Source organism: Pseudomonas sp. SH10-3B (assembly GCF_019891415.1).
Lineage (GTDB): Bacteria > Pseudomonadota > Gammaproteobacteria > Pseudomonadales > Pseudomonadaceae > Aquipseudomonas.
The window spans coordinates 1-24,290 of record NZ_JAFLXD010000065.1 but is presented as its reverse complement, the minus strand read 5'-3'; the positions used below and the strand labels follow the sequence as shown (position 1 = coordinate 24,290).

21 protein-coding genes and 1 pseudogene are annotated in these 24,290 nt (G+C 61.9%); 14 read left to right on the top strand and 8 right to left on the bottom strand.

All coding sequences use genetic code 11. The features are described from left to right. Window positions 1-65 precede the first annotated feature (65 nt). The 12 genes from motD (at window position 66) to yegS (ending at window position 16,093) form a co-directional block, all read left to right on the top strand. The gene (gene motD / locus J1G35_RS28530) at window positions 66-953 is read left to right on the top strand and encodes a flagellar motor protein MotD (protein ID WP_053133289.1); all 888 of its coding nucleotides are present in this window, start codon (window positions 66-68) and stop codon (window positions 951-953) included. A gap of 51 nt (window positions 954-1,004) precedes the next feature. Beyond that, entirely contained in the window at window positions 1,005-1,793 is a 789-nt protein-coding gene (locus tag J1G35_RS28525; protein WP_053133291.1) for a ParA family protein, read from the top strand. 2 nt (window positions 1,794-1,795) lie between these two features. After that, complete coding sequence (locus tag J1G35_RS28520) at window positions 1,796-2,602, top strand: CheW domain-containing protein (protein ID WP_053133294.1); 807 nt, start codon at window positions 1,796-1,798, stop codon at window positions 2,600-2,602. Between the two features lie 81 nt (window positions 2,603-2,683). Then, window positions 2,684-3,166 (top strand): chemotaxis protein CheW, encoded by a 483-nt coding sequence (locus J1G35_RS28515; protein ID WP_005790025.1) that lies wholly within the window; start codon window positions 2,684-2,686, stop codon window positions 3,164-3,166. Further along, window positions 3,167-3,559, top strand: coding sequence for a DUF2802 domain-containing protein (locus J1G35_RS28510; protein ID WP_053133297.1), 393 nt, complete (start codon window positions 3,167-3,169; stop codon window positions 3,557-3,559). It begins immediately after the preceding gene. Window positions 3,560-3,747: 188 nt separating this feature from the next. After that, window positions 3,748-5,493: a ShlB/FhaC/HecB family hemolysin secretion/activation protein gene (locus J1G35_RS28505; protein WP_262417450.1), complete on the top strand. Its 1,746-nt coding sequence runs from the start codon at window positions 3,748-3,750 to the stop codon at window positions 5,491-5,493. A gap of 11 nt (window positions 5,494-5,504) precedes the next feature. Continuing rightward, window positions 5,505-6,026, top strand: coding sequence for a toxin-activating lysine-acyltransferase (locus J1G35_RS28500; RefSeq protein WP_223016654.1), 522 nt, complete (start codon window positions 5,505-5,507; stop codon window positions 6,024-6,026). 24 nt (window positions 6,027-6,050) lie between these two features. Beyond that, window positions 6,051-13,826, top strand: a complete 7,776-nt coding sequence (locus tag J1G35_RS28495) for a hemagglutinin repeat-containing protein (protein ID WP_223016653.1) — start codon at window positions 6,051-6,053, stop codon at window positions 13,824-13,826. Between the two features lie 11 nt (window positions 13,827-13,837). Further along, window positions 13,838-14,146 carry a hypothetical protein gene (locus J1G35_RS28490; protein WP_053133393.1) on the top strand — a complete coding sequence of 103 codons (309 nt, stop codon included), beginning with the start codon at window positions 13,838-13,840 and terminating at the stop codon, window positions 14,144-14,146. Between the two features lie 24 nt (window positions 14,147-14,170). Next, entirely contained in the window at window positions 14,171-14,497 is a 327-nt protein-coding gene (locus J1G35_RS28485; RefSeq protein ID WP_053133309.1) for a hypothetical protein, read from the top strand. 33 nt (window positions 14,498-14,530) lie between these two features. Next, window positions 14,531-15,076: a hypothetical protein gene (locus J1G35_RS28480; protein WP_223016652.1), complete on the top strand. Its 546-nt coding sequence runs from the start codon at window positions 14,531-14,533 to the stop codon at window positions 15,074-15,076. A 96-nt stretch (window positions 15,077-15,172) separates the two neighbouring features. Next, window positions 15,173-16,093, top strand: a complete 921-nt coding sequence (gene yegS / locus J1G35_RS28475; protein ID WP_223016651.1) for a lipid kinase YegS — start codon at window positions 15,173-15,175, stop codon at window positions 16,091-16,093. Here the strand turns inward: yegS and J1G35_RS28470 are convergent. The 3 genes from J1G35_RS28470 to J1G35_RS28460 all read right to left on the bottom strand — a co-directional run bounded on the left by J1G35_RS28470 (window position 16,052) and on the right by J1G35_RS28460 (window position 18,409). After that, the gene (locus J1G35_RS28470; RefSeq protein ID WP_053133318.1) at window positions 16,052-16,711 is read right to left on the bottom strand and encodes a response regulator transcription factor; all 660 of its coding nucleotides are present in this window, start codon (window positions 16,709-16,711) and stop codon (window positions 16,052-16,054) included. The genes yegS and J1G35_RS28470 overlap by 42 nt on opposite strands. Further along, a complete protein-coding gene (locus J1G35_RS28465; RefSeq protein ID WP_223016655.1) occupies window positions 16,708-17,601 on the bottom strand; it encodes a sensor histidine kinase in 894 nt (297 codons plus the stop codon). Before J1G35_RS28465 ends, J1G35_RS28470 begins: the two co-directional genes overlap by 4 nt. 358 nt (window positions 17,602-17,959) lie before the next feature. Next, window positions 17,960-18,409, bottom strand: coding sequence for a hypothetical protein (locus tag J1G35_RS28460; protein WP_223016650.1), 450 nt, complete (start codon window positions 18,407-18,409; stop codon window positions 17,960-17,962). 550 nt (window positions 18,410-18,959) lie between these two features. On the opposite strand from J1G35_RS28460, the gene J1G35_RS28455 reads away from it, so the two are divergent. Continuing rightward, entirely contained in the window at window positions 18,960-19,895 is a 936-nt protein-coding gene (locus J1G35_RS28455; protein ID WP_053133328.1) for a chemotaxis protein CheV, read from the top strand. Window positions 19,896-19,934: 39 nt separating this feature from the next. Next, a complete protein-coding gene (locus tag J1G35_RS28450; RefSeq protein ID WP_223016649.1) occupies window positions 19,935-20,741 on the top strand; it encodes an MOSC domain-containing protein in 807 nt (268 codons plus the stop codon). A 63-nt stretch (window positions 20,742-20,804) separates the two neighbouring features. Here J1G35_RS28450 and J1G35_RS28445 read toward each other — a convergent pair whose 3' ends face one another. The 5 genes and pseudogenes from J1G35_RS28445 to J1G35_RS28430 form a co-directional block, all read right to left on the bottom strand. Beyond that, on the bottom strand, window positions 20,805-21,089 hold the full coding sequence (locus J1G35_RS28445) for a pyrimidine/purine nucleoside phosphorylase (RefSeq protein ID WP_027603886.1): 285 nt from the start codon (window positions 21,087-21,089) through the stop codon (window positions 20,805-20,807). Window positions 21,090-21,129: 40 nt separating this feature from the next. Next, a pseudogene (locus J1G35_RS31110) lies at window positions 21,130-21,213 on the bottom strand (outer membrane lipoprotein carrier protein LolA); the annotation flags it as partial. A gap of 65 nt (window positions 21,214-21,278) precedes the next feature. Continuing rightward, entirely contained in the window at window positions 21,279-21,821 is a 543-nt protein-coding gene (locus J1G35_RS28440) for an exonuclease domain-containing protein (RefSeq protein WP_053133333.1), read from the bottom strand. A 74-nt stretch (window positions 21,822-21,895) separates the two neighbouring features. Beyond that, a complete protein-coding gene (locus J1G35_RS28435; RefSeq protein ID WP_223016648.1) occupies window positions 21,896-23,779 on the bottom strand; it encodes an acetyl/propionyl/methylcrotonyl-CoA carboxylase subunit alpha in 1,884 nt (627 codons plus the stop codon). Between the two features lie 315 nt (window positions 23,780-24,094). Continuing rightward, a partial coding sequence (locus J1G35_RS28430; protein ID WP_223016657.1) for a hypothetical protein occupies window positions 24,095-24,290 on the bottom strand: 196 nt, incomplete at its 5' end.

Genomic DNA, 24,290 nt, shown 5'->3' with positions numbered 1-24,290 from the left:
GTTCTCGGGTTTTTCGCGAGCAAGCTCGCTCCTACAGTTGATTTGTTTTGCGGAGGTAATCGCCTGTGAGCCGTCGCCGTCGCGAGCCTGAAGAACACGTCAACCACGAACGGTGGCTGGTGTCCTATGCGGACTTCATCACCTTGCTGTTCGCCTTTTTCGTGGTGATGTACTCCATCTCGTCGATCAACGAAGGCAAGTACAAAGTCATTTCCCAGGCGTTGATCGGCGTGTTCAATGACACCGACCGTTCGCTCAAGCCGATCCCGATTGGTGAAGAGCGGCCCAAGACCGTGACCCCGGCCAAGCCGCTGGTCAACGACAGCGACGAAACCGCTGCCGGCGTGGGCGGTACCAGCGACCCGCTGAAAAGCATTGCCGACGATATCAGCGCCGCGTTCGGCGACCTGATCAGCTCCAACCAGATGACCGTGCGCGGCAATGAGTTGTGGGTCGAGATCGAGCTCAATTCCAGCCTGCTGTTCGCCAGTGCCGATGCGTTGCCCAGCGACCAGGCATTCACCATCATCGACAAGGTGGCGGCGATCCTCAAACCGTTTGAAAACCCGATCCACGTTGAAGGCTTTACCGACAATGTGCCGATCAGTACCGCGCAGTACCCGACCAACTGGGAGCTGTCCTCGGCCCGTGCCGCGAGCATCGTGCGCATGCTTGCGATGCAGGGCGTGAACCCTGGGCGCCTGGCGTCGGTGGGGTATGGCGAGTTCCAGCCGGTGGCCAATAACGCCACGCTTGAAGGCCGCGCGCGCAATCGTCGGGTGGTGTTGGTGGTGTCACGCAACCTGGATGTGCGCCGTAGCCTGACCGGCACCGGTACGGCTAATGCAACACCGGACGCGGCCTTGAAGCGCGCTGGCACACAAACTGCACCGGCCCCTGCAAAGCCGCCGGTTCGGCAGAGTGCCGTCAATTCTCCGTCACCGGCTCAATAACCCTATGCAATGTCTCGGTCGCGCGCGTGCCCACCGGGAGGAACCATCCGAATGAGAGTCTGGGCAGTTGCCAATCAAAAAGGTGGAGTCGGCAAGACCACCACCTCCATCGCTTTAGCCGGCTTGCTGGCCGAGGCGGGCAAGCGTGTGGTCGTGGTCGACCTCGACCCCCACGGCTCGATGACCAGCTATTTCGGCTACGATCCGGATGCGCTGGAGCACAGCAACTACGACTTGTTCCTGCACAAAGGCAACGTACCGGCCGACCTGCCGGGGCAATTGCTGTTGCCTACCAGCAACGACAGTATTTCCCTGCTGCCGTCCAGCACCGCACTGGCCACCCTTGAGCGCCAGTCGCCGGGCCAGAGCGGCCTGGGCTTGGTGATCGCCAAGACCCTGGCGCAGCTGTGGCAGGACTTTGACTACGCGATCATCGACAGCCCGCCACTGCTCGGCGTGCTGATGGTCAACGCCTTGGCGGCCAGCCAGCAACTGGTGATCCCGGTGCAGACCGAGCACCTGGCGGTCAAGGGCCTGGAACGTATGGTCAGCACCTTGGCAATGATCAACCGCTCGCGCAAACAGGCGCTGCCCTACAGCATCGTGCCGACCCTGTTCGACCGCCGTACCCAGGCCTCCCTCGGTACCTTGCGCGTACTGCGCGACGCCTACCCGGAGACCATCTGGAATGGCTATATCCCGGTGGACACGCGTCTGCGCGATGCCAGCCGTGCCGGCCTCACGCCGTCGCAGTTCGACGGTAAAAGCCGTGGCGTGCTGGCTTACCGAGCGTTGCTCAAGCACCTGCTGTCCCAGCAGCTCGTGGCACAGGTAGCTTGATGATGAATCGTCCCGTCGAACTCAAGGTCAAGACCCGGCCGCAACTGGCACTGGAATCCTACCTGGATGCCTTGCTGCAGGACGCGACCGCCGAAGAATTGTCGGAACCGATCCTGGTGCTGGAGCCTGCGGTCGAAGTGCCGTCCTCGAGCAGCCTGGATGAGTTCCAGTTGGCTGTCCTGGAAGAACAGGCCCGCGATGCACATGTCGCGCCGGTGATTGTGCCGGTGGCCGTTCCGGTGGTCATGCCTGTTGCACCTGCGGTGGTCGAGCCGGTCGTGGAAGTGCACATGCCACCGAGCATCACGCCACCTCCGGTGAGCGGCGATGACCGGCCGGCCTGGGCTGCCGAGCCGTTCGAATGTTTGCTGTTCGACGTCGCCGGGTTGACCCTCGCGGTGCCGCTGGTGTGCCTGGGCTCGATCTATTCCCTGGAAGGCCAGGAGTTGACCCCACTGTTCGGGCAGCCGGAGTGGTTCCTCGGTATCCTGCCGAGCCAGGCCGGTAACCTCAAGGTGCTGGACACCGCGCGCTGGGTGATGCCCGATCGCTACCGCGATGATTTTCGCCAAGGCTTGCAATACGTGATTTCGGTGCAGGGCTACGAGTGGGGGCTGGCGGTGCATCAAGTCAGCCGCTCGCTGCGCCTGGACCCGAATGAAATCAAATGGCGCAGCCACCGGGGCCAGCGGCCTTGGCTGGCAGGCACCGTGATCGAACACATGTGCGCATTGCTGGATGTCGCCGAACTGGCCGAGTTGATCGCCAGTGGTGCCGTTAAAGCGATGCCGCTGAACAAACGCAGTTGATTGGACAATAAGGGCCGCACGCGCGTGCGGCCAAAAGACGTACACACGCCGCCTACATCGGCATTTGAAGGGGTCAGAGATATGAACAAGTCAGCGTCCGCACAAGGTTTGGATGATCCGATCCTGCAATGGGTTACCTTCAAACTGGACAACGAAACCTACGGCATTAACGTGATGCGCGTGCAGGAAGTGCTGCGCTACACCGAGATCGCCCCGGTTCCCGGTGCGCCAAGCTACGTGCTGGGTATCATCAACCTGCGCGGCAACGTGGTGACGGTGATCGACACCCGCCAGCGGTTTGGCCTGGACACGGTTGAAGTCAGCGACAACACCCGTATCGTCATCATCGAAGCCGACAAGCAAGTGGTCGGGATCATGGTCGACAGCGTCGCGGAAGTGGTTTACCTGCGCCAATCGGAAGTGGAAACCGCGCCGAACGTGGGTAACGAGGAATCCGCCAAGTTCATCCAGGGCGTGTGCAACAAGAACAACGAACTGTTGATTCTGGTTGAGCTGGACAAAATGATGAGCGAAGAAGAATGGTCGGAACTGGAGAGCATCTGATTGTTCCTTGAGGTCGCGGTGATTGTCCTGGCCCTGTTGTGGGCCGGGACCCTGGGTTTTCTGCTGCGCTATATGCGCCAGCAGCGCGAATTGGCGTTGCAGCAGGCCGAGCGTGATGCGGTGCGTGATCGGCGTGTGCTGGAGCTGGTCAAGCGGGTTGATCACTTCCAGCAGACGGCGGTGAAGGTCGGGGATGAGGTGCATGAACTGCGCGCCATTCTTGCGCCGTTGCCGGACAAGCTGGCGCAGATCGAGCAGCGTGACCCTTCCAGCCTGTCATTTGCCCAGGCGGCGAAGCTGGTGGGCATGGGCGCTACCGTGGATGAACTGACCCAGTCGTGTGGTTTGACCCAGGCTGAGGCGCAGTTGATGAGTAAATTACACAAAAGCTGATTGCACTGTGTATACCGTGCAAAACCTCTCTATCCCTTGAGCTAGAGCCTTCTGGCTTGAAGTTCCTGGGTGTCGGCTGCGGCTGATTGTGTCGAATGTGTCACAGTGCCATGTTTCTCCATGGCACTTTTACGTCTTTGTGATGACCAACCTGCGCATGTAGGAAGTTTCATTCACAAGGATGCGAAATGTCTGTCGACGCTCTACCTCGAACAAAACCCTCTGTTTTGCTGCAGTCTTGCGTCGCGACCTGCTCCCTTGTTGGTTTTCTAACCAGTTATGCGGCGCTGGCGGCTGAGCCCCAGGCACCTGCGCAACAATTGCTGTTGCAGCAACAGCGTGAGCGCGCCCAGCGCGAGCAGTTGGAGCCTTCGCCCGACGTGCGCCTGCAAGCGCCACAAGACAACGCCGGTGGCCTGCGCTTGCCGCGCAATGAAGCGCCCTGCTTCAAGATCGACCGCATAGTGCTCAGTGGCGATCAGGCCGAAGACTTCCAGTGGGCCCTGCGCGCCGCCAACCCGTCCGATGATCCGGTGCAAGGACGTTGCGTCGGCGCCGCCGGCATCAACCTGACGATGAAACGCATCCAGAACGCGATTATCGCCAAGGGCTTCATCACCACCCGCGTGCTGGCCCAAGCCCAGGATTTGAACCAAGGCACCTTGTCGCTGGTGTTGGTGCCGGGCCGCATCAAGCACATCCGTTTTGCCGAAGGCACCTCCGCACGCGCCCACTATTGGAACGCCATGCCCGCGTCCGCCGGTGACGTGCTGAACCTGCGCGACATCGAGCAGGCGCTGGAGAACTTCAAGCGCGTGCCCACCGCCGAAGCGGATGTGCAGATCACCCCGGCCGAGGGCGAGAACGCACAGCCTGGGGAAAGCGACGTGGTCATCGCCTGGAAGCAGGCGGTGCCGGTGCGGGTCAGCCTGTCGGTGGACGATTCCGGCAGCAAGCAGACCGGCAAGTATCAGGGCAACGTTGCCCTGTCGCTGGATAACCTGGCGACCCTCAACGATCTGTTTTACATCAGCTTCAACCACGACCTGGGCGGCGGCCAGAGTGGCGACCGCGGTTCCAAGGGCCACACCGTGCATTACTCGGTGCCCTACGATTATTGGCAACTGAGCCTGACCTCCAGCGAGTACGACTACCACCAGACGATTGCCGGGATTAACCAGGCGTATTCCTACAGTGGCCGCAGCCGTACCAACGAAATCCAGCTGTCGCGGGTGATCTATCGCGATGCCGTGCGCAAGACCACCGTGTCTGTCGGCGGGTGGAGCCGTACCTCCAGCAACTACATCGAAGACACCGAAATTGAACTGCAGCGCCGGCGCATGGCCGGCTGGCAGGCCGGGATCAATCACCGTGAGTTTATCGGCGCCAGCACCCTCGACCTTGGCGTGGGCTATCGCCGTGGCACCGGTGCCCGTGATGCACTGCGCGCCCCCGAGGAAGAGAACGGCGAAGGCACCTCGCGCTCGCAGGTGATTTCCGCCAACGCGCAATTGCAACTGCCGTTCACCCTCGGCGAGCAGCGGCTGCGCTACATCGCCGGCTGGCGCGGGCAATGGAACCGCACGCCGCTGATCCCCCAGGACCGTTTTTCGATTGGCGGGCGCTACACCGTGCGCGGCTTCGATGGCGAGCAGATTCTGTCCGCCGAGCGCGGCTGGACGTTCAGCAACGACCTGGGCCTGAGCCTGGCCAACACCGGTCAGGAACTGTACCTGGGGGTGGACTACGGCGAAGTCGGCGGGCATTCGACCCAGTACCTTTCGGGCCGACGCCTGGCGGGTGCGGTGGTGGGCCTGCGCGGCGGCTACAAGCAGTTTTCCTATGACCTCTACACCGGCAAACCCCTGGAAAAACCCAAGGGCTTCCAGACGGCCGACGTGACCAGTGGCTTCAGCGCCAACTGGTCATTTTGAAGGAGAACCCCATGCGCCACGACACCCTGCAAGTGCTGGCCCCGGAACAGGCCGACAGCCCCATCGATGAAGCCCAGGTACTGGGCTCGGCGGTCTGGCTGTGGATGCACTCGACCGCGCACCGGGATGCGCCGTTGCACAGCCTGTCGACCCTGTTATTGCCGGCCATCAAGCTGCGCCAGTTCATCTTGATCAGCGAAGACGGGCGGCCGGTGTTTTTCCTGTCGTGGCTGAACCTCAGTGCCGAGGCCGAAGCGCGTTATTTGCGCGAGCCGGCGGTGTGCCTGCCGCAGGAAGACTGGAACAGCGGCGAACGCATGTGGGTCAGCGACTGGGTCGCGCCGTTTGGCCACACGCCGCGCGTCATGAGCTTGTTACGTCGGCGCCTGTGGGCCAATCGTATTTGCCGTTCGCTGTACCACCGAGGCGATGAGCGCGGTATGCGCGTCATGAATTTCCAGGGTATCGCCGTCCTGGACCTGGAGGCGCAAGCCTGGTTCGCCACTCACCCGTTACCCAGCGACGCGCTCTGATCAGCCACCGCGCAAAGGACCTGCATGAATAAGCATCTATATCGAATTGTATTCAACAAGGCTCGCGGCCTGATGATGGTGGTGGCCGAGAACGTCAAGAGTGCGTGCAAGGCACCCGGCACCACGAGCGCCGTGTCCCAGCCCGGCACCGCCGTGGTGACCCTGACACCGCTGCGGTTTGCGCTGATGGTGGGGATGGGCTGGGTCGCACTGGTGATGCCGGCGCACGCCCAGGTGGTGGTCGACGGTTCTGCGCCGGCCGGTCAGCGCCCGACGATCGGCGCCGCCGGCAACGGCGCGCCCGTGGTGGATATCACCGCGCCGAGCGGGGCGGGCGTGTCGCGCAATACCTATACGCAGTTCGATGTGGACAAGCGCGGCGTGATCCTCAACAACGGTGCGACCAACAGCCAGACCCAACTGGGCGGCTGGATCGAAGGCAACCGGGCGCTGGCCAACGGCAGTGCACGGGTGATTCTCAACGAGGTCAATTCCAGCAACCCGAGCCAATTGCGCGGGTTTGTCGAAGTGGCAGGCTCCAAGGCCCAGGTGGTGATTGCCAACCCGTCGGGCATTGCCTGCGATGGCTGCGGCTTTATCAACGCCGACCGGGCGACACTGACCACGGGCCGCGCCCAGTTCGAGAACGGCCTGATCAGCGGCTATCAAGTCTCCGGCGGCAAGGTCAGCATCGGCGGGGCTGGCATGGACAGCACCCGCGCCGACTACACCGAGATCATCGCGCGTACGGTTGAAGTCAACGCTGGGATCTGGGCGAAGGACTTGAGCATCAAGGCGGGCGCCAGCGATAAAAATCAGGCAGGCGTTCCTGCCGTCGGCATCGATGTGGCGCAGTTGGGCGGCATGTATGCCGGCAAGATCACCCTGGTGGGCAACGGTGCTGGCGTCGGCGTGCGCAACGCCGGGCAGATCGGCGCCAGTGCCGGCGAGGTGGTGATTGGCAGTGACGGCCGCATCGAAAACAGCGGCCGGATCAGCAGCGCCACGCAGTTGACCGCCGAGGCCGCCAAGGGCATCGATAACAGCGGTACGCTCTTTGCCCAAGGCGACCTGGCATTGAGCTCTGCCGGGGATATCGACAACAAGGGTATTGCGTCCGCCCAGGGCAATGCGCGCCTGACGACCACCGGCGCGCAGTCGGCGATTCGCAGCCAGGCAGGTTCCGCACTGGCCGCTGGCGTTGACAGCACCGGCAAGCTGGGCAGCAGCGGCTCGCTGACCTTGACCTCGGCCGGCACCTTGACGGCTAAAGGCCAAAACCTCGCGGCACAACACTTGAGCGCCACCGCCGCAGCGGTCGACCTCAGCGACAGCCAGACCTCGGCCCAGAGCGTGGCGTTGACCAGCACTGCCGGCAACCTCGATGTGCGCCGCAGTCGCGTCACCGCAAGCCAAGCCCTGACCGCCAATGCCAACCAAACCTTGCTCAGCGATGCTGCGCAGGTGGGCGCGGCACAGATCACCGCCACCGCGGTGGACCTGTCCAACGTCGGCGGCAAATGGGTGCAGACCAGCAGCGCGGGCATGCGCATCACCGTCGCGCACGGTCTCGACAACAGCAACGGCACCCTCGCCAGCGGTGGCCGCCTTGACGTCAGTGCCGACACGCTGGGCAACCAGGGGGGCCTGGTGCAATCCGGCGGGCAGGGCGACTTGCACGTCAGCGCCCGCGAGCGCCTGGACAATCAGCGCGGCAAACTGGTCACCGCCGCGCAGCTGTCCCTCAACGGCGGCAGCCTCGATAACCGTAACGGGCAGATCACCGCCGGCGGTGCGCTGGACGTTGACGCCGGGCAGTTGAACAACGCCCAAGGCACCGTCGCGGCCACAAAGACGCTGACGGTCAATGCCGACAGTATTCTCAACCAGGGCGGCACCCTGGGTTCGGTGGACGCCGGGCTGATCCTCAACAGTCGCGGGCAACGCCTCGACAATCAGGGCGGCCGTCTTGAAGCCGCCAAGGCGCTGACCCTCAACGCCCTGGGCTTGAACAACCAAGGCGGCGTGATCACCGGCGCGCAGTTGCTGATCGACACCCAGGGTCAGCAGTTGGACAACGCTCAGGGCACGCTCAACGCCAGCGATACGCTGACGGTCAACAGCGGCGTATTGAACAATGATGGCGGCACCGTACAGGCCAAGTCGGGCCTGACCCTGGACACTCACGGCCAGTTGCTGAGCAACCGCAATTCCGGCACCAGCGGCGGCATTCTTGGCCAGGCTGCGGTGAATGTGCGCGCCGGGCAACTGCTCAACGACCAGGGTTTTATCGGCAGTGCCAAAACCTTGCAAGTCGACGTCCAGCACCTGAGTAACCAGGCCGGCCTGTTGCGCGCCGACGGCCATCTGGCGCTCACGGCAGCCAGTGTCGATAACAGCTCGACCCAAGGCGCCAACCAAGGCATCAAGGCGCAGTCGGTGAATATCGACGCCGATGACGTTACCAACCGCAGCGGCTCGATCGTCTCCGACGCGGCACTGAACATCACCGGCAGCGGCACCCTGGATAACGAGCAAGGCATCGTTTCGGCCGGCAGTGCGCTGACCGTGGCCGACCGTGACCTGGCCCAGAAACGCCAGACGGTGAGTAACACGGCGGGCACGCTGATTGGCGGGCAATCCCTGCTACTCGACAGTGCCCGTTACAGCGGCAGCGGCAAGGCCTTGAGTCTGGGTGACCTGACGTTTCGGCTGACCAATGACTTCATCAACAGCGGCGTGTTCCAGGCCAACGGCGGCCTGACGGTCGAGACCGGCGGGCGCTTGACCAACCAAGGCAGCTTCCAGGCCGGTGACCTGCTGCGCCTGAACGCCAGCACCCTCGACAACACCGCCAGCGGTCTGATCAGCGCGCGCCAGGTCGAAGTCAATGCGGCCAGCCAACTGGATAACCGGGGGTTGATCGACGGTGAGGTCACGCGGATCAACACCTCGACGCTGAACAACCTGGGCACCGGGCGTATCTACGGCGATCACCTGTCCATCGCCGCCACGACCCTGAACAACACCCTGGAAGGTGGCGTCGCCGCGACGGTTGCGGCGCGCAACCGTCTGGATATTGCCAGCCAGTCGGTGAACAACCGCGAGCACGGCCTGATCTTCAGTGCCGGCGATTTGGCGATCGGCGCGACCCTGGATGCCAACGGCAACGCCAGCGGCCAGGCGCAGGAATTGAACAATGCCAGTGCGACCGTTGAAGCGCTGGGCAGCCTGAATGTGAACGCCAAGGTTATTCGCAATACCAACGAGCACTTTGCTACCGAGAAGACGGTGGTATCCCGTGATGTGCTGCAGGAGTTCCAGCTGTCTGGCTCCACCAATCGCTACACGCCAGAGCAGGTCTCGACCTACAACAATGAGGTCCTGCACCTGGTCACTCCGGAGGGCTATGACGACCGCTGGAACCGCTATGACTACACCCGCGAGGTGACAGAAACGCGGATTACCCAATCCGACCCTGGGCAACTGCTTGCCGGCGGCAACCTCACCCTGATCGCCGACCAGGTGATCAACGACAAGAGCCGGATCATTGCCGGTCAGGCCCTGAACGCCAACGTCGGCAGCGTGATCAATACCGAAGTGGATGGCCAGCGCATCACCACCGACACCGGCACGCTGAGTAACTTCTATCGTATCCAGCGCAAGGGCCGCGACCGTCAGGGCCGCAGCACTACCGCGTATACGCCGGCACCGTTGATTCAGCAGATCAAGCTGACACCGACCGTGTTCAGCGAGTACGCGGCCATCAATGGCACGGGTACGCAGGTCGGCGCACTGGTGCTGGCCAAGGTCGCGGATAACACCGTCGGTACGGGTGATCTCTCCGGCGCTGGCAGAACCTACGCCGTCAGTCCGATCAGCCAGGTGCAAGCGCTGACCCAGCAGAATGCCGCCGGCGCGGTGGAGCAGATTCGTACCGGTGGTTTCAACCCGGACCTGCCCAACAGCAGCCTGTTCCGCACCAACCCTGGCAGCACCGCCGGCTACCTGGTGGAGACCGACCCGCGTTTCGCCAATTACCGCCAATGGTTGTCGTCGGACTACATGCTGCAACGCCTGAACCTTGATCCGGCGGCGACCCAGCAACGCCTGGGCGACGGTTTCTACGAGCAGAAGCTGATCCGCGAGCAAGTGGCGCAACTCACCGGGCGGCGCTTTGTCGACGGCTATGCCAGTGACGAAGAGCAGTATCGCGGCATGATCGACAGTGCCGTAACCCTGGCCGATCAGTGGAAGCTGATTCCGGGCGTGGCGCTGACCGCCGAGCAAATGGCGCAGTTGACCAGCGACATCGTTTGGCTGGTAGCCAAGGACGTCACCCTGGCCAGTGGCGAAGTCCGCCAGGTGCTGGTGCCGCAGGTGTATGTGCGGGTCCGCGAGGGCGATGTGGATGGCTCCGGTGCATTGATGGCCGGGCGCACGTTGAACCTCGATGTGCGCGGTGACCTGGTCAACTCCGGCAGCCTGTCCGGGCGTGACGGCGTGAACATCAGCGTGCAGAACCTCGATAACCTCGGTGGCCGGATCCAGGGCAACGAGGTGGCGCTCAGTGCCAGCCAGGACATCAACAATATCGGTGGCCTGATCAGCGCCAACAACCGCCTGTCCCTGAGTGCCGGCAATGACCTGAATGTGCGTTCGACCACCACCGACAGCCAGAGCGATCAGGGCACACGCACCGGCCTGTCGCGCGTGGCCGGGCTCTATGTCTCGGCGCCTGCCGCCAACCTGCTTGCCACTGCCGGCAACAACATCAACCTGCAAGGCGCGGAGGTCAAAAACACGGGCGCTGGCGGCAATACCGCGTTGGTGGCGGGTAACGACATCACCTTGAGCACCGTGAGTGAGTCCTATACCCAGGCTAACCAGTGGGACGGGAGCAACTGGCGCAAGGAAGCCGGGCGCAATGAAGTCGGGAGCGCCGTGCAAGGCGCCGGCGATGTTCGCCTGGGTGCCGGGCGTGACGTGAATGTGCGCGGCGCGCAAGTCGGCAGTGACGCCGGTGCCGTGGTCGTCAGTGCCGCGCGTGATATCAACGTGGAAGCCGGCGAGCGCTTCAACAGCGCCGATGAAGCGCACAAGGTCACCGGCAGCAACGGCATGTTCTCTAAAAAGACCATCACCACCCGCGATACGGTGAGCCAGACCAGCGCACAGGCGGCGACACTGAGTGGTGAACAGACGGTGCTGCAAGCCGGCAACAACATCGCGATTACCGGCAGCAATGTGGTCTCGACCTCGGGGACGCTGCTTTCGGCAGGCAATGACATCAAGGTGCAGGCTGCCACCGAGCACCTCAGCGAAGAACACAGCAAGGACGTGAAAACCAGCGGCATGTTCAGCGGCGGCGCCATTGCCGTCACCATCGGCTCGCAGCGTCAGACCAATGAAGAGCGCTCGCGCCAGAGCACGGCGGCCGCCAGTAATATCGGCGCCACTGACGGCAATGTGCTGGTCAGTGCGGGTGGCGAGTACCGCCAGGTGGGCAGCAACGTCAACGCGCCCAAGGGGGATGTGTCGATCGACGCCTCCGAGGTCAACATCCTCGAAGCGCGCAACCTCAGCTCGATGCAGACAGAGCAGCGCTTCAAGCAGACGGGCGTCAGCCTGACCCTGACCAACCCGATCGTGAATGCGGTGCAAACCGGCCAGCGCATGAACAAGGCCGCCGAACGTACCGACGACAAGCGCATGAAAACCCTGGCGGCGTTGAATACCGCTTGGGCGGCCGATGATGCCCACACCCAGGTGATGAAAGATCCGGCCGCCATGGGCGGGATCAACCTGAGTATTTCCCTGGGCACCAACCAGAGTTCGAGCAAGAGCGAACAAAATGGCAGCACCGCGGCCGGCTCGACCGTTGCGGCGGGTGGGGATGTGTCGATTGTGTCCAGTGGTGGTACACGCAACAACGACCTGACGGTGCAGGGCAGCCAGATCACGGCGGGCAACGATGCGTTGTTGAAAGCCGACGGCAATATCCTGCTGGTGGGCGCCCAGAACACCATGGAGCAGCACAGCACCAACAAGAGCATCAGCGGCAGCATTGGCATCGGCATCTCCTTTGGCGGCGAGAAAAATGGCCTGAGCTTCAATGCCTCGGCGTCCCAGAGCCGTGGCAATGCCGATGGCAACGACCTGGTCTGGAGCAATACCCACCTGACGGCCGGCAATCAGGTCAGCCTGATTTCCGGCAAGGACACCACGATTCGCGGCGCCGTGGTGTCGGGTGACAAGGTCAAGGCTGACGTCGGCGGCGACTTGAATGTCGAGAGTCTGCAAGACACCAGCACCTTTGCGTCCCAGCAGAAAAGCATGAGCGCCGGTATCAGCATCTGCATCCCGCCGGTCTGCGCCGGCGCCGCTACGGCGAGCTTCAGCTCGACCAACAGCAAGCAGAAGTCCAACTTTGCCAGCGTGATCGAGCAATCGGGCATCCGCGCCGGCGACGGTGGTTTCGACATCAACGTGCGCGGCAATACCGACCTCAAGGGCGGTGTGATCGCCAGTTCCGACAAGGCCATCGCCGACGGCAAGAACAGCCTGACCACCGGTACGCTGACCGTGTCCGACATCCACAACTTTTCCGAAGCCAGCGCCAAGACGTCAGGGGTCGACCTGAGTTCGGACATGCTCGACGGCAAACTGGGCACGGCCAAGGCGCTGCTCGCCAACAGCCTCAACAATGGCTCGGATTCCGACTCCGAATCCACCGACACCCGCAGCGCGATCAGCGCCGGTACCCTGGTGATCACCAACGCCGAGCGCCAGCGCGTGGTCGGCGGCATGACCGTCGACCAGACAATTGCCAACCTGAACCGCAACACCGAAGCCGCCCATGCCGCCGTGGAGCGCCTGGATGTGGCGGAAATGGGGCGCAAGGTCGAGGCCGAGCAGGAGATCAAGCGTGAGTTCTATCACCAGGTCTCGTTGTTGGCGGATGAGGCGTATCGCAAGATCTTTATCGAGAAGGCGCGGGTGTATGAGGTCTTGAAGGACAAGGATGGCAAGGCGTTGATTGATAAAGACGGCAAGGTTGAACGTCGCGAGTTGAGCGACGAAGAGAAACAGCACCTCAAGAAAGGGCCAGACGGCAAGGTGCATATCGCTAACAACGGCATTTTCAACGACATCGATGGTGCCGCTAAATATGCTAACCAGCACAGCACCGCCGATACCGGGCCGCAATATTTGATCCACTTTGAGAAAGCCAACAATTTCACGTCCGAGCTGATGATCGCGGCGTATCAGAAAAACCTTGAAAATGACTTCTGGGGTTTATCCAATGCCACCGTGCAAACCAAGGACTACATGGTCCAGTTCGGTCAGAGCGGGTTGCATATCGACGGGCACAGCCGGGGCACGCTGACCACCGGCAGTGCGATGGAATCATTGGCCCGTGATCCGGCCAACGCTGGCGTTCTGGGTCAGACGTCGATGAACTTCTTTGGTGCAGCCTACGGGGTGCAAAAGGCTGACTCGCTGTTGGGGATATTGCAGAACCGCTCAACGTTCAGTTCTGAGGAGCAACGCGAGGCGATGGCGCTGCAGTACCAGAATCATAATTTCGACCCCGTTGCGCGAACACCCGGCGTAGGGTTTAACGCTGGCACAGGCGGTACGATCCCGGAGGGAAGCGTTCGTGTATGGGAGTGGCTGAAGGTGCTGGGCGGCGAAAACACCGTGCACAACTGCTATGGCGATGGCGGACCAGCCTGCCAGCCTTTCTGGCGGGATTCACCCGATGGTGTCTCACACTTTGTTCGAGTTAAACCATGAGGAAGAACGCCATGTTCAGTCGGTGTCTGCTGTTAAGTTTTTGCGCGGTGTTAACGACCGGCTGCACGGGCAGGGGCTTTCAACCTCCGCCGCCTGATTTTACCTATTGGCAAAAGAGCGGGGTGTCGGTTGAAGGCGTCAAGAGCAGCATGCTCGCGTGCGGGTACGCCAATGTGGCGGGCACGGGCGGCGGCTCAATCGATGAGAAACTGAAGCACTTCTATTGCATGAAGGACGCTGGCTTTACCCGCAAGGATAATCTGGACCTGTGCAAGCTTGGCCGCATTGGCGAATCTCCAGTGTGCGAAGGCCGCCGCTGATCCATCACTAAAAGGAAGCAAGGAATGAACGATCTACGCAATGGACTGTACGGCGTCGCGCTGGCATTGGCGGCGGCAGGGCTGGGCGGTTGCGCCTCGTCGATGACGGTCACCGGCGAGCCGGGGGTGAAGATGGGCCAGAGTTACGCCCAGGTGCTGGCGGTGGTCAGCCGCAATAATGCGGTGACCAAGCAGGTCGATGGCCAAGGCTTCCGGGCTGAGGGTTATTCGCCGATGTTCAAGGACTGCCGGATCAAATACTTCATCTTCCAGGGCGCCGATGGCTTGCAGCAGGTGAAGTACGAGCCGGCGCCAGAGCTGTCGGTCAACCAGAATTGCCGTCAGCCGTAAGCGGCCCTTTATTCCTCTGCGAGTTGACTGCTGATGAGCCTTTTACGTGTGGTTCCCGTGGCGTTGCTGGTACTGCTGACCGGCTGCGGCCAAGTGGCGAATATCCGCTCCCTGTCCACCGGCTACGTTGCACCGCAGACCGGCGAGACCGCCCGCGTGCGGTTGATCACCGATGGTCTGGTGCGCGCGGTGCCCGGGCGTGACTGCCTGGACTGGAACGTGCCGGGCGCCGGGGTGATGGCCTCGACGAAAGCGGGCTTCCCCGATCACAACGGTGAAAGCCTGGGCATGCCTGGGCCGATTTATTCGTGGGCGGCTGCGGTGTCGTCGGAATTGGTGGTGCCGGCGAACAAGCCGATCGCCTTTCATTACCTGGGGCAATTGCAGTATTCCCGGCAATGCTCCGCCAGCATGGCCTTCGTGCCTCGGCCCGGGGTGGATTACATGGTGCAGGCGTCCATGTATGCCAATTGTTCGATCCAGTTGCATGAACTGCCGGCGGGCGCCAAGCAATGGGTCGCTGTGGAGCCTGCGCCCAAGGGCAAGCTGTCGATGTGCAGCGCGATGGATAACTTCTAACCAGTCGCGGGATTAATTTTCAATATTCATGGCTTTTTTTCGGTCGCCCAAGGTCCACATCCTTCAAGCACCTTTGAATCCAGGAGTAAGCCATCCATGACCACACCCAAGGCACTGTTGATCCTCCACGGCAAGCAAGCCCTCAACGAGGACGTGCGCAGCGCCGTGCTGGCCCGGCGCGAGCAAGGTTGGGAGCTGGCGGTGCGGGTGACCTGGGAGGGCGGTGATGCCCAGCGCCTGGTCAAGGAGGCCCTGGAGGGTGGTTACACCCACATCATTGCCGGTGGCGGTGACGGTACATTGCGCGATGTGGCCGAGGCCATGGCCCAGGCCAAGGGCGATGCCAGCCTGGTGCTGATGCCCCTTGGGACCGCCAATGATTTTGCCAAGGCTGCCGGTGTGCCATTGGAGCCGGCTCAGGCCCTGGCGTTGCTCGACGTGCCAGCGAGGGCAATCGACCTCGGTCAGGTGGGCGGGCAAATTTTCCTGAATATGGCCACCGGCGGCTTCGGCAGCCAGGTCACCGCCAATACCTCCGAAGATTTGAAGAAAGTCCTCGGCGGCGGCGCCTACCTGTTCACCGGCCTGACGCGCTTCAGCGAGTTGAAGGCCGCCTATGCCGAGCTGGACGGGCCGGATTTTCACTGGAAGGGCGAGCTGCTGGCGCTGGGCATCGGTAACGGTCGCCAGGCGGGCGGCGGGCATGTGCTGTGCCCTGGCGCATTGGCCGATGATGGCTTGCTGGACGTCAGCATCCTGCCGGCGCCCCAGGAAGTGGTCGGCACCTTGCGCGAGCTGATGGGCAACGGTTGGGAGCTGGACGCGATGTTCGTGCGTGCGCGTCTGCCGTGGGTGAATATCAAAGTCGCGCAGGGTTTGTACATCAACCTGGATGGCGAGCCGCTGGAAGGTGACGACCTGCACTTCGAGGCCTTGCCCAAGGCCCTGCGCGTGCATCTGCCGGTGGGTTCGCCCCTAGTCGTCCAGGCTGATGATCTGCTCGCGCACGGCGAATAACACCAGGCCCGCCACGTCGAATATCTGCAGGCGCTTCATGATTTGCGAACGGTGAGCTTCTACGGTCTTGATGCTCAGGCCCAGGCCGTGGGCGATCTCGCGGGTGGATTTGCCGCGCACGATCAGGCGCAGGATTTCCAATTGGCGCGCCGTGAGGTTATGGCTGTGGCCGGCGGGCGTGATGGGCCCCTGGCTGCGCACCAGCGCCTGGTTGATCACGGTATGGGCGATCGCCGGGCTCAGGTAGCGCTCGTTGTTGTGCAAGGCCAGCAGCGCGTGTTCCAGCTCGTTGGCCGTGGTGTCCTTGAGCAGGTAGCCGTGGGCTCCCGCTTCCAGCGCACACATGATCAGCTCCGGGTCGGTGTGCATCGACAGGATCAGCACCTTGCTCTTGGGGTGTGCGCGCTTGAGTTGCTGCAGGGCGTCGAGGCCACCGGTGTGCTTCATCGACAGGTCCAGCAGCACGATATCCGGCAGCAAGGTATTGAACTGCTCCAGCAATTGCGCGCCATCGCTGGCTTCGCCGACCACCGTGTAGCCGGGAATATCCTGGACCAGCGCACGGATGCCTGCCCTGATCAGTGCGTGGTCATCCACCAGGAGTAATGTGCAGGTCACTCGATAACCTTAGGGGCGCTTGCCCGTTCGAGGGCGCGGGGCGCCCAGGGGAAAATCGCGTCGATCCGTGTCCCGTTGCCTGGCTGGCTGCTGACGGATAATGAACCGCCAAGCTGATCAATCCGCTCGGACATGCCCGCCATGCCCCGTTGACCTTCCAGGCCGGGGTTGATGGCGGGCGCAAAGCCCTGGCCGTCATCGCAGATGGTCAGCGACAGGCCCTCGGGCAGGCGTTGCAGGCGCACCAGCAGATTGCGCGCCTCAGCGTGGCGCAGCATGTTGGTCACGGCTTCCTGGGTAATACGAAAGGCCGCCACGGCCATTTCTTCAGGGATGCCGGTCAGCCGTTGCTGGCACTCAAGGCTCCAGTGCACCGGGGTGTTTTCCAGGGTCTTGAGCAGGTGTGCGCGCAGGCTCGCTTCCAGGCCCAGGCTGGCAAGCTGCCGGGGGTTGAGGATGGCGGACACGTCGCGCACCTTGGCCAGGGTCTCATTCAGGGTATTGCACAGCACGCTGCACTGGCTTTGCAGCTCATCCGGCAGGCGGCGCTTGAGCCATTCGCTTTGCAGCTTGGCGGCGGTCAGCAGTTGGCCGATATCGTCATGCAGTTCGCGGCTGAGGCGGTGGCGTTCGTTTTCCTGCACTTGCAGCAGGCGATCGGCCAATTCCTGAGGCTGGAACTTGATGGACTTGCGCGAATACCACTGTTGCAGGCCCACCACCAACAAGATGGCCAGGTTGAGCAGCAGCACCATCAGCGGCAGTGGCGCGGAACGGGTGTAAGCCCACAGGCTCAGCAACAGCGAGGCGAGGCACAGGATGAGGATCAAACGGCGTGCGTGACTGCGGGACGCGGACCTTGCGATGAATGTCTTGAGGCTGGCATGCATAGCGGATGGAGCCAATAAAGGTTCGCTGCGGGAAGACCGGTCGCGGCTGACCGGGCTGCGTTTGGGATGCGTTCTTGAAACCTTTTCAAGCAAGCTGAAGTTGAGTCACTTCGAACCGGGGCATAGTACCACCACTCTTACCGTTGGTCGCCAGGCGCCTTGCCTGGCAGGCTTATTAAGTGCGCAAAAACACTCGGGGCGTTATTCCCAGAGTTAATTAAGTGAGGTTGTATTATTTTAATGAGATTGTATCGTTAATGGCTAATTGATATCTCTGCGCGCGCCTTAACGTTCCAACGGATTAATTGGATCTGTCGTTTTTAGATAACACCGTGTTTGAAGACGACCTGATAACGCTTCAAGACAAGTGATGCATCCGTTGTTGCGGTGTGTAATTGAAGCCCTTTTGCGGAATCTGCAAGGTGACCGTGTCAATCAATTTGGTCTGTTCTTCTTTATCCATGACCAGTTGGCCGGTCTTGGCATCGATCAGTTCCAACTGCCAGGCCAGCAATATCAGGCAGTTGTGCAGTGCATCGAGGGCTTGATCATGCAACTGCAAAGGGTTTTCGGCGTTGGAGATCACCTCCTGTATATGCCGAGAGAACTCGCTGATCGCTTGCAGGGCCAGGCAATCGGCCTTTTCGGCGAGCTTGATCAGGCTGATTTTCATGCAGTCGATGGCGTCACTGTCGTTTCGAATCAAATGCAGATGGCTCAGGCACTCTTCCGACTTGGTCAGCAGCTTTTCAGCCTCGCGCAGGAACTCAGGAAGTGCAAGTTGCCACTCGTTACCGTCGTTCATCATGCAAGTCTCCACAACATAAGGTCGGGTGATGAGAGGTCGCACCGGGTGAATGGCGTAAAACTACCGCTGAAAGATAACTGGAATCTGTAGGTCGCTTCTGAGTTTTCAGTAGGACGTTTATTAGAGTGACGGCGACGGCTGTGGGTGGCCCTCGTGAACGGGCTCAATTGCACACCTTCAGTTGCCGCCACGTGAACGTCTGGAAGACCCGTAGGACGAGGGCTTGGGATGGCAAACAAAAGCCTGACTCCATTCATGCAATGAGAATGGCGTCACATTAATGGCTATTAGATACTGCGAATATCAGGTTGGGCCTGATTGTGCATAGGGGAATCCCTTACACGGCGGAACCTTGCGTCGATTTGAGTGTCGCGCAACGTCGCTGTACCGCCGTATGAACAGGCTTCGGCAGTAAAGCATGATGTCAGTGTGACATCAATGGATTTACGTGGCATTTTACCGGGGTCAAGGTCCGGCACTTGCGGCCGATAACAAGCTAACTGCACAAACACTTCGCGCATTACTTTCCAGCGCACACCAGGAGCTCTTAATGGCCGGCATTCTCGACACGGTAGACCAACGCACGCAACTGGTGGGTGAGAATCGCCTGGAGATCCTCATGTTTCGCCTGGCCGGGCGGCAACTGTTTGCCATCAACGTATTCAAGGTGCAGGAAGTCCTGCAACTGCCCAAGCTGACCCTGATGCCCCAGCGCCACCCCTTCGTCTGCGGCGTGGTCAACCTGCGTGGCCAAACCCTGCCGGTGATCGACCTGTCCCAGGCCATCGGCATGCGCCCGCTGGTCCCCGGGCCGAACAGCACCATCATCGTCACCGAGTACAACCGCTCGGTGCAGGCGTTCCTGGTGGGCGGCGTGGACCGCATCGTCAACATGAACTGGGAAGCCATCCTGCCGCCGCCGACCAGCGCCGGGCGCCAGCACTACCTCACGGCTATCAGCAAGGTCGACGACCAGTTGGTCGAGATCATCGACGTGGAGAAAGTCCTCGCCGAGATCGTGCCGTACAACGCCAAGGTCTCCCGCGAAAAACTCGACGACCCGGTGCTGGAACGCGCCCGTGGCCGCGAAGTGCTGCTGGTGGACGATTCCAACGTGGCCTTGTCGCAATTGCGCGACACCCTCGGCCAACTGGGCGTGAAGATGCACATTGCCAGCGACGGCCTCAAGGCGCTGAACATGCTCAAGGCCTGGGCCGACGCGGGCCACGTGATGACCGACAAGCTGCTGATGATCTTCACCGACGCCGAAATGCCCGAGATGGACGGCTACCGCCTTACCACCGAAATCCGCAACGACCCGCGCCTGCGCCAGCTGTATGTGGTGCTGCATACCTCGCTGTCGGGCAGTTTCAACGAGTCGATGGTGAAGAAGGTCGGGTGCGACAACTTCCTGTCCAAGTTCCAGCCGGACAAGCTGGTGGATGTGGTGCGCCAGCGACTGATGCTGGACGAAGTCCCTGCTTGACCTTAGGGTGACGGCTTTGTCCCTCAGGAATGTTGGCTCATGCTTCGTCTCAGCGCGTTGTACCGTTACCCCTTGAAGTCCGGCAAGGCCGAAATTCTGCAACAGATCGGCCTGGATAAACTCGGGTTGGACGGGGATCGACGCTGGATGCTGGTGGATGAGGCCAGTGGGCGTTTCCTCACCCAGCGCGCCGTGGCGAAGATGAGCCAACTGTCGGCGCTGTGGAACAGCAGCGGTGGCCTGACCCTCAGTTCGCCTGGCTACGCGCCGCTGGACGTAGCGCTGCCTGGCAACGAGGCCGAGTTGCGCGGCGTGACCATCTGGCGCGACACCTTGCGTGTGCCGGACGCCGGCGATGAAGCCGCCGCCTGGGTCAGCGCGTTTATCGGCAAGCCCACGCGGCTGGTGCAGATTCCCCTGGAGCGTGCGCGCACCACCCAGGCGGGTTACGGCCGTGATGATGACCAGGTCGCGTTTGCCGACGGTTATCCGTTGCTGGTGATCGGGCAAGCGTCCCTCGACGACCTCTCGCAAAAAGTCGGTCGTCCCATGGACATGCTGCGTTTTCGCCCCAACCTTGTGATCGAGGGCAGCGAAGCCTTCGCCGAAGACGGCTGGAAGCGCCTGCGCATCGGTGATGTGGAGTTTCGCGCGGTCAAACCGTGCTCACGCTGCATTCTCACCACCATCGATCCGCACACCGGCGAGCGCAGCGCCGACCGTGAGCCTTTTGTGACACTGGAGGCCTACCGCAAGACGGAGGACGGCGCGATTTTTGGCCAGAACCTGGTCAACGATGGCGTGGGCCGCCTGGAAGTGGGCATGCCGGTGATCATCCTCGAATAAGTCATGCGCCCATAAAAAATGCCCGTCTCGCAGGAGACGGGCATTTTTTTTGCGGCGCAGCGATCAGCCGCGGTATTCGCACAGGTAAGCGGTGTCCACCGCGACCTTCAATTGGAACTTGCTGTTGGCCGGTACGTTGAACTGGCTGCCGGCGGCGAAGGTTTCCCAGTCGTTGGCGTCGGGCAGCTTGACGCTCAAGGCGCCGGACACCACGTGCATGATTTCACGCTGGGCGGTGCCGAATTCGTATTCACCCGGGGCCATCACGCCGATGGTCGCCGGACCTTCTGCGGTGCCGAAAGCGATCGACTTGACGGTGCCGTCGAAGTACTCGTTGACTTTAAACATGGGCGAATCCTCGGAAAAAGTTGATGCTTTACGCTCACCCTGTAGGAGCGAGCTTGCTCGCGAAAAACCTGAGAGCACCGCTGGGTGTCCGGTTTACAGCGTTATTAACGACCTGCGCAAGCAAGCTCGCTCCTACAGTTGAGCAGCAAGGAAAAGGGCAGCCAGTATGCCCAAGGCTTCGGGCGCTGCCTAGACCGGCAAAATCAGCGGCAGCAGGCGTGCGGTGTTGCGCGCATCTTCCAGCGCTCGATGTTGCTGGCCCTGGAACTGCATCCCCGCCAATTGCAGGGCGCCATTGAGCCCCAGGGGCTTGTCCAGGCGCCGTGCCTTGGCGAAGCGTTGCTTGAGGTTGACATGGGGCGTGGGGGCCATGGCGCTGGTCAGGCCATGGCGTTGCCATTCGAGCTCCAACTGCACGCGGTCGTAGTCACCCCAACTGGCCCAGCCTTCCAGGCGCGCCTGATGCTGGCCCAGCCAGCGTTCGAACAGCGGCCACACCTCGGTGAAGGGCGCGGCGGTGTCGATATTGGCCTGGGTGATATGGGTCAGTTTGCGACAAAAGGGCGTCAGCAATGGACGGCGCAGCGGCCGCACAAAACGCTGGAAGTGGTCCAGTTCGCGGCCCTGGCGGTTCACCAGGCTCGCGCCGATCTCGATGACTTCCATCTCCGTCACGGGCCAGCCGCCTTCATCCGTTGTGGCTTCAAGGTCAATAATCAGCCAATGAGGCATCGTGCAGGTTCCCGTACTCGTCCTTTCCTGTTGGGGATAGAGCGTAGCCCGGCCTTGTAGTTCCGACTAGGTGGTTATTCGATCTCCAGCAAAACCTGGCGATTGCGTACCTGATCGCCCGTTGTCACCTGCACGCCCTTGACCACGCCGTCCATGCCGGCCATGAGCGGGTGCTCCATTTTCATGGCTTCGAGCACCAGCAGCAGTTGGCCTTTGGTCACGTGTTCACCGGCGCTGACGCGTACATCGACGATGGCGCCGTCCATCGGTGCCTTGACTGTGCCGCTGGCAGTATCGGCCTGGGGGGCGGCAACTTGCTGGGTGCGGTTGGTCACGGTAAGGCCGGGCAGCCACAGGCGGGTGCCCTCAAGGTGATAGGCGCTGCGGCGGCGAATGCCGTTGAGCACCAGGGTGGCGTGACGGCCATCGGTGGTGAGTGGCAGCGGGGCGGCGGTCAGGGTGTGGATTTCGCCGTTGACCTCCAGGCGATAGGTGCAGGGCACACTGGCGGTGTTGCGCCATCCCGCCAGGCCTTGGGGATGCTGGTCGGCGCTGTGTTGGTAAAACAGCGCGGCGGCCAGGGCGAGTTGATCGTTCGTCGCGGGCTGGCGCGGTATTTCGCTGAAGTGCTCGGCGATAAATCCGGTGCTGAAATCACCGCCGATAAAGTCAGGGTGCTTGAGCACATCCGCCAACAAGCGCTGATTGGTCGTCACCCCCAGCAGCAATGTGTCTTCCACCGCCCGCAACAGTTTGCGCCGCGCCTCTTCGCGGGTGGCGCCATGGGCGATGATCTTGCCGAGCATCGGGTCGTAGAACGGGCTGATTTTTTCACCTTCGCACAGCCCATGGTCAACCCGTACGCCCGCGGCCGGCGCCCAGCGCAGCACCTCACCGGTTTGCGGCAGGAAGCCCTGGGTCGGGTCTTCGGCGTACAGGCGCACTTCCATGGCGTGGCCGTTCAGGCTCACCTGCGCTTGCGTGAGCGGCAGCGGCTGGCCGGCGGCGATCTGCAGTTGCCAGGCCACCAGGTCGAGGCCGGTGATCAGCTCGGTGACCGGGTGTTCCACTTGCAGGCGAGTGTTCATTTCCAGGAAGTAGAACCGGCCGTTGCGGTCGAGCAGGAACTCCACGGTCCCGGCGCCGACGTAATTCACCGCGCGTCCGGCCTTGAGCGCGGCCTCGCCCATGGCCTGGCGCAGTTCGGGCGTCATCACCGGGCAGGGCGCTTCCTCGATGACCTTTTGATGGCGGCGCTGGATCGAGCAGTCGCGTTCGCCGAGGTAAATCAGGTTGCCGTGGTGGTCGCCGAACACTTGGATCTCGACATGGCGCGGCTCGATCAGCGCCTGTTCGAGGATCAGTTCGTCACTGCCGAAGGCGTTCCTGGCTTCCGAGCGAGCGGTGTGCAGGTTGTCCAACAGCGCGTCCGGCTGGTGGACCAGGCGCATGCCGCGACCACCGCCGCCGGCGCTGGCCTTGATCATCAGCGGGTAGCCGATGCGCTCGGCTTCACGTTGCAGGCAGGTATCGTCCTGGGCGCTGCCCTGGTAGCCGGCGATACAGGGCACGCCGGCCTCCAGCATGGCGAGTTTGGACAGGCGCTTGCTGCCCATCAGTTCGATGGCCTCGGCGCTGGGACCGATGAAGGTCAGGCCGGCGTCTTGGCAGGCGCGGGCGAAGTCGGAGTTTTCCGAGAGGAAACCGTAGCCGGGGTGGATGGCGTCGGCGCCGGTCAGTTTGGCTGCATTGAGGATGGCTTCTATGTTCAGGTACGACTGCTGTACCGGGGCGGGGCCGATGTGGACGGCTTCGTCGGCCATTTGTATGTGCCGGGCTTGGGCGTCGGCGTCGCTGTAGACGGCGACGGTGCGGTAGCCCAATGCCTGGGCCGTGCGCTGGATGCGGCAGGCGATTTCGCCGCGGTTGGCGATCAGGATTTTTGTGAACTGCGGCATTTTTTGCTCCGTGTGTATATCCGTTATTTAGGTAACGGCCACTTAGGGTTCCGCTCTTACAGCGGGTCACTTTTGGAAGGACCCAAAAGTAACCAAAAGGTCCTCGCCCCAACACTCGGCACCTCGCTTAGGCTCGGTGTGCCCGAACGAAGGCTTTGGAGCGTGGGCCGCCGCAATGGGCCATCCCTGGCCCAGTGCGGCTAACCCGGCGTCCTGCCGGGTTACCCACGCTCCAAAGCCTGCGTTCGGCCAGCGTGTTTGACGGGGCGATTCCAAATCAAAAACAAAAGCGAGGCGGCCTTAAAGCCGACCTGATTATTGAAGCGTGCGCGGTGTGGCTTCTATTTCCTTAACCGCTGACGAAGTCAGCAATCTTTTGATCTGGCTCTGGCTCTGGCTCTGGCTCTGGCTTTTGATCTTGATCTCAGGCGCCCCGTTAACCACGCTGGCCGAACGCAGGCTTGAATCCGTGGGTAACCCGGCAGGACGCCGGGTTAGCCGTCCTGGGCCA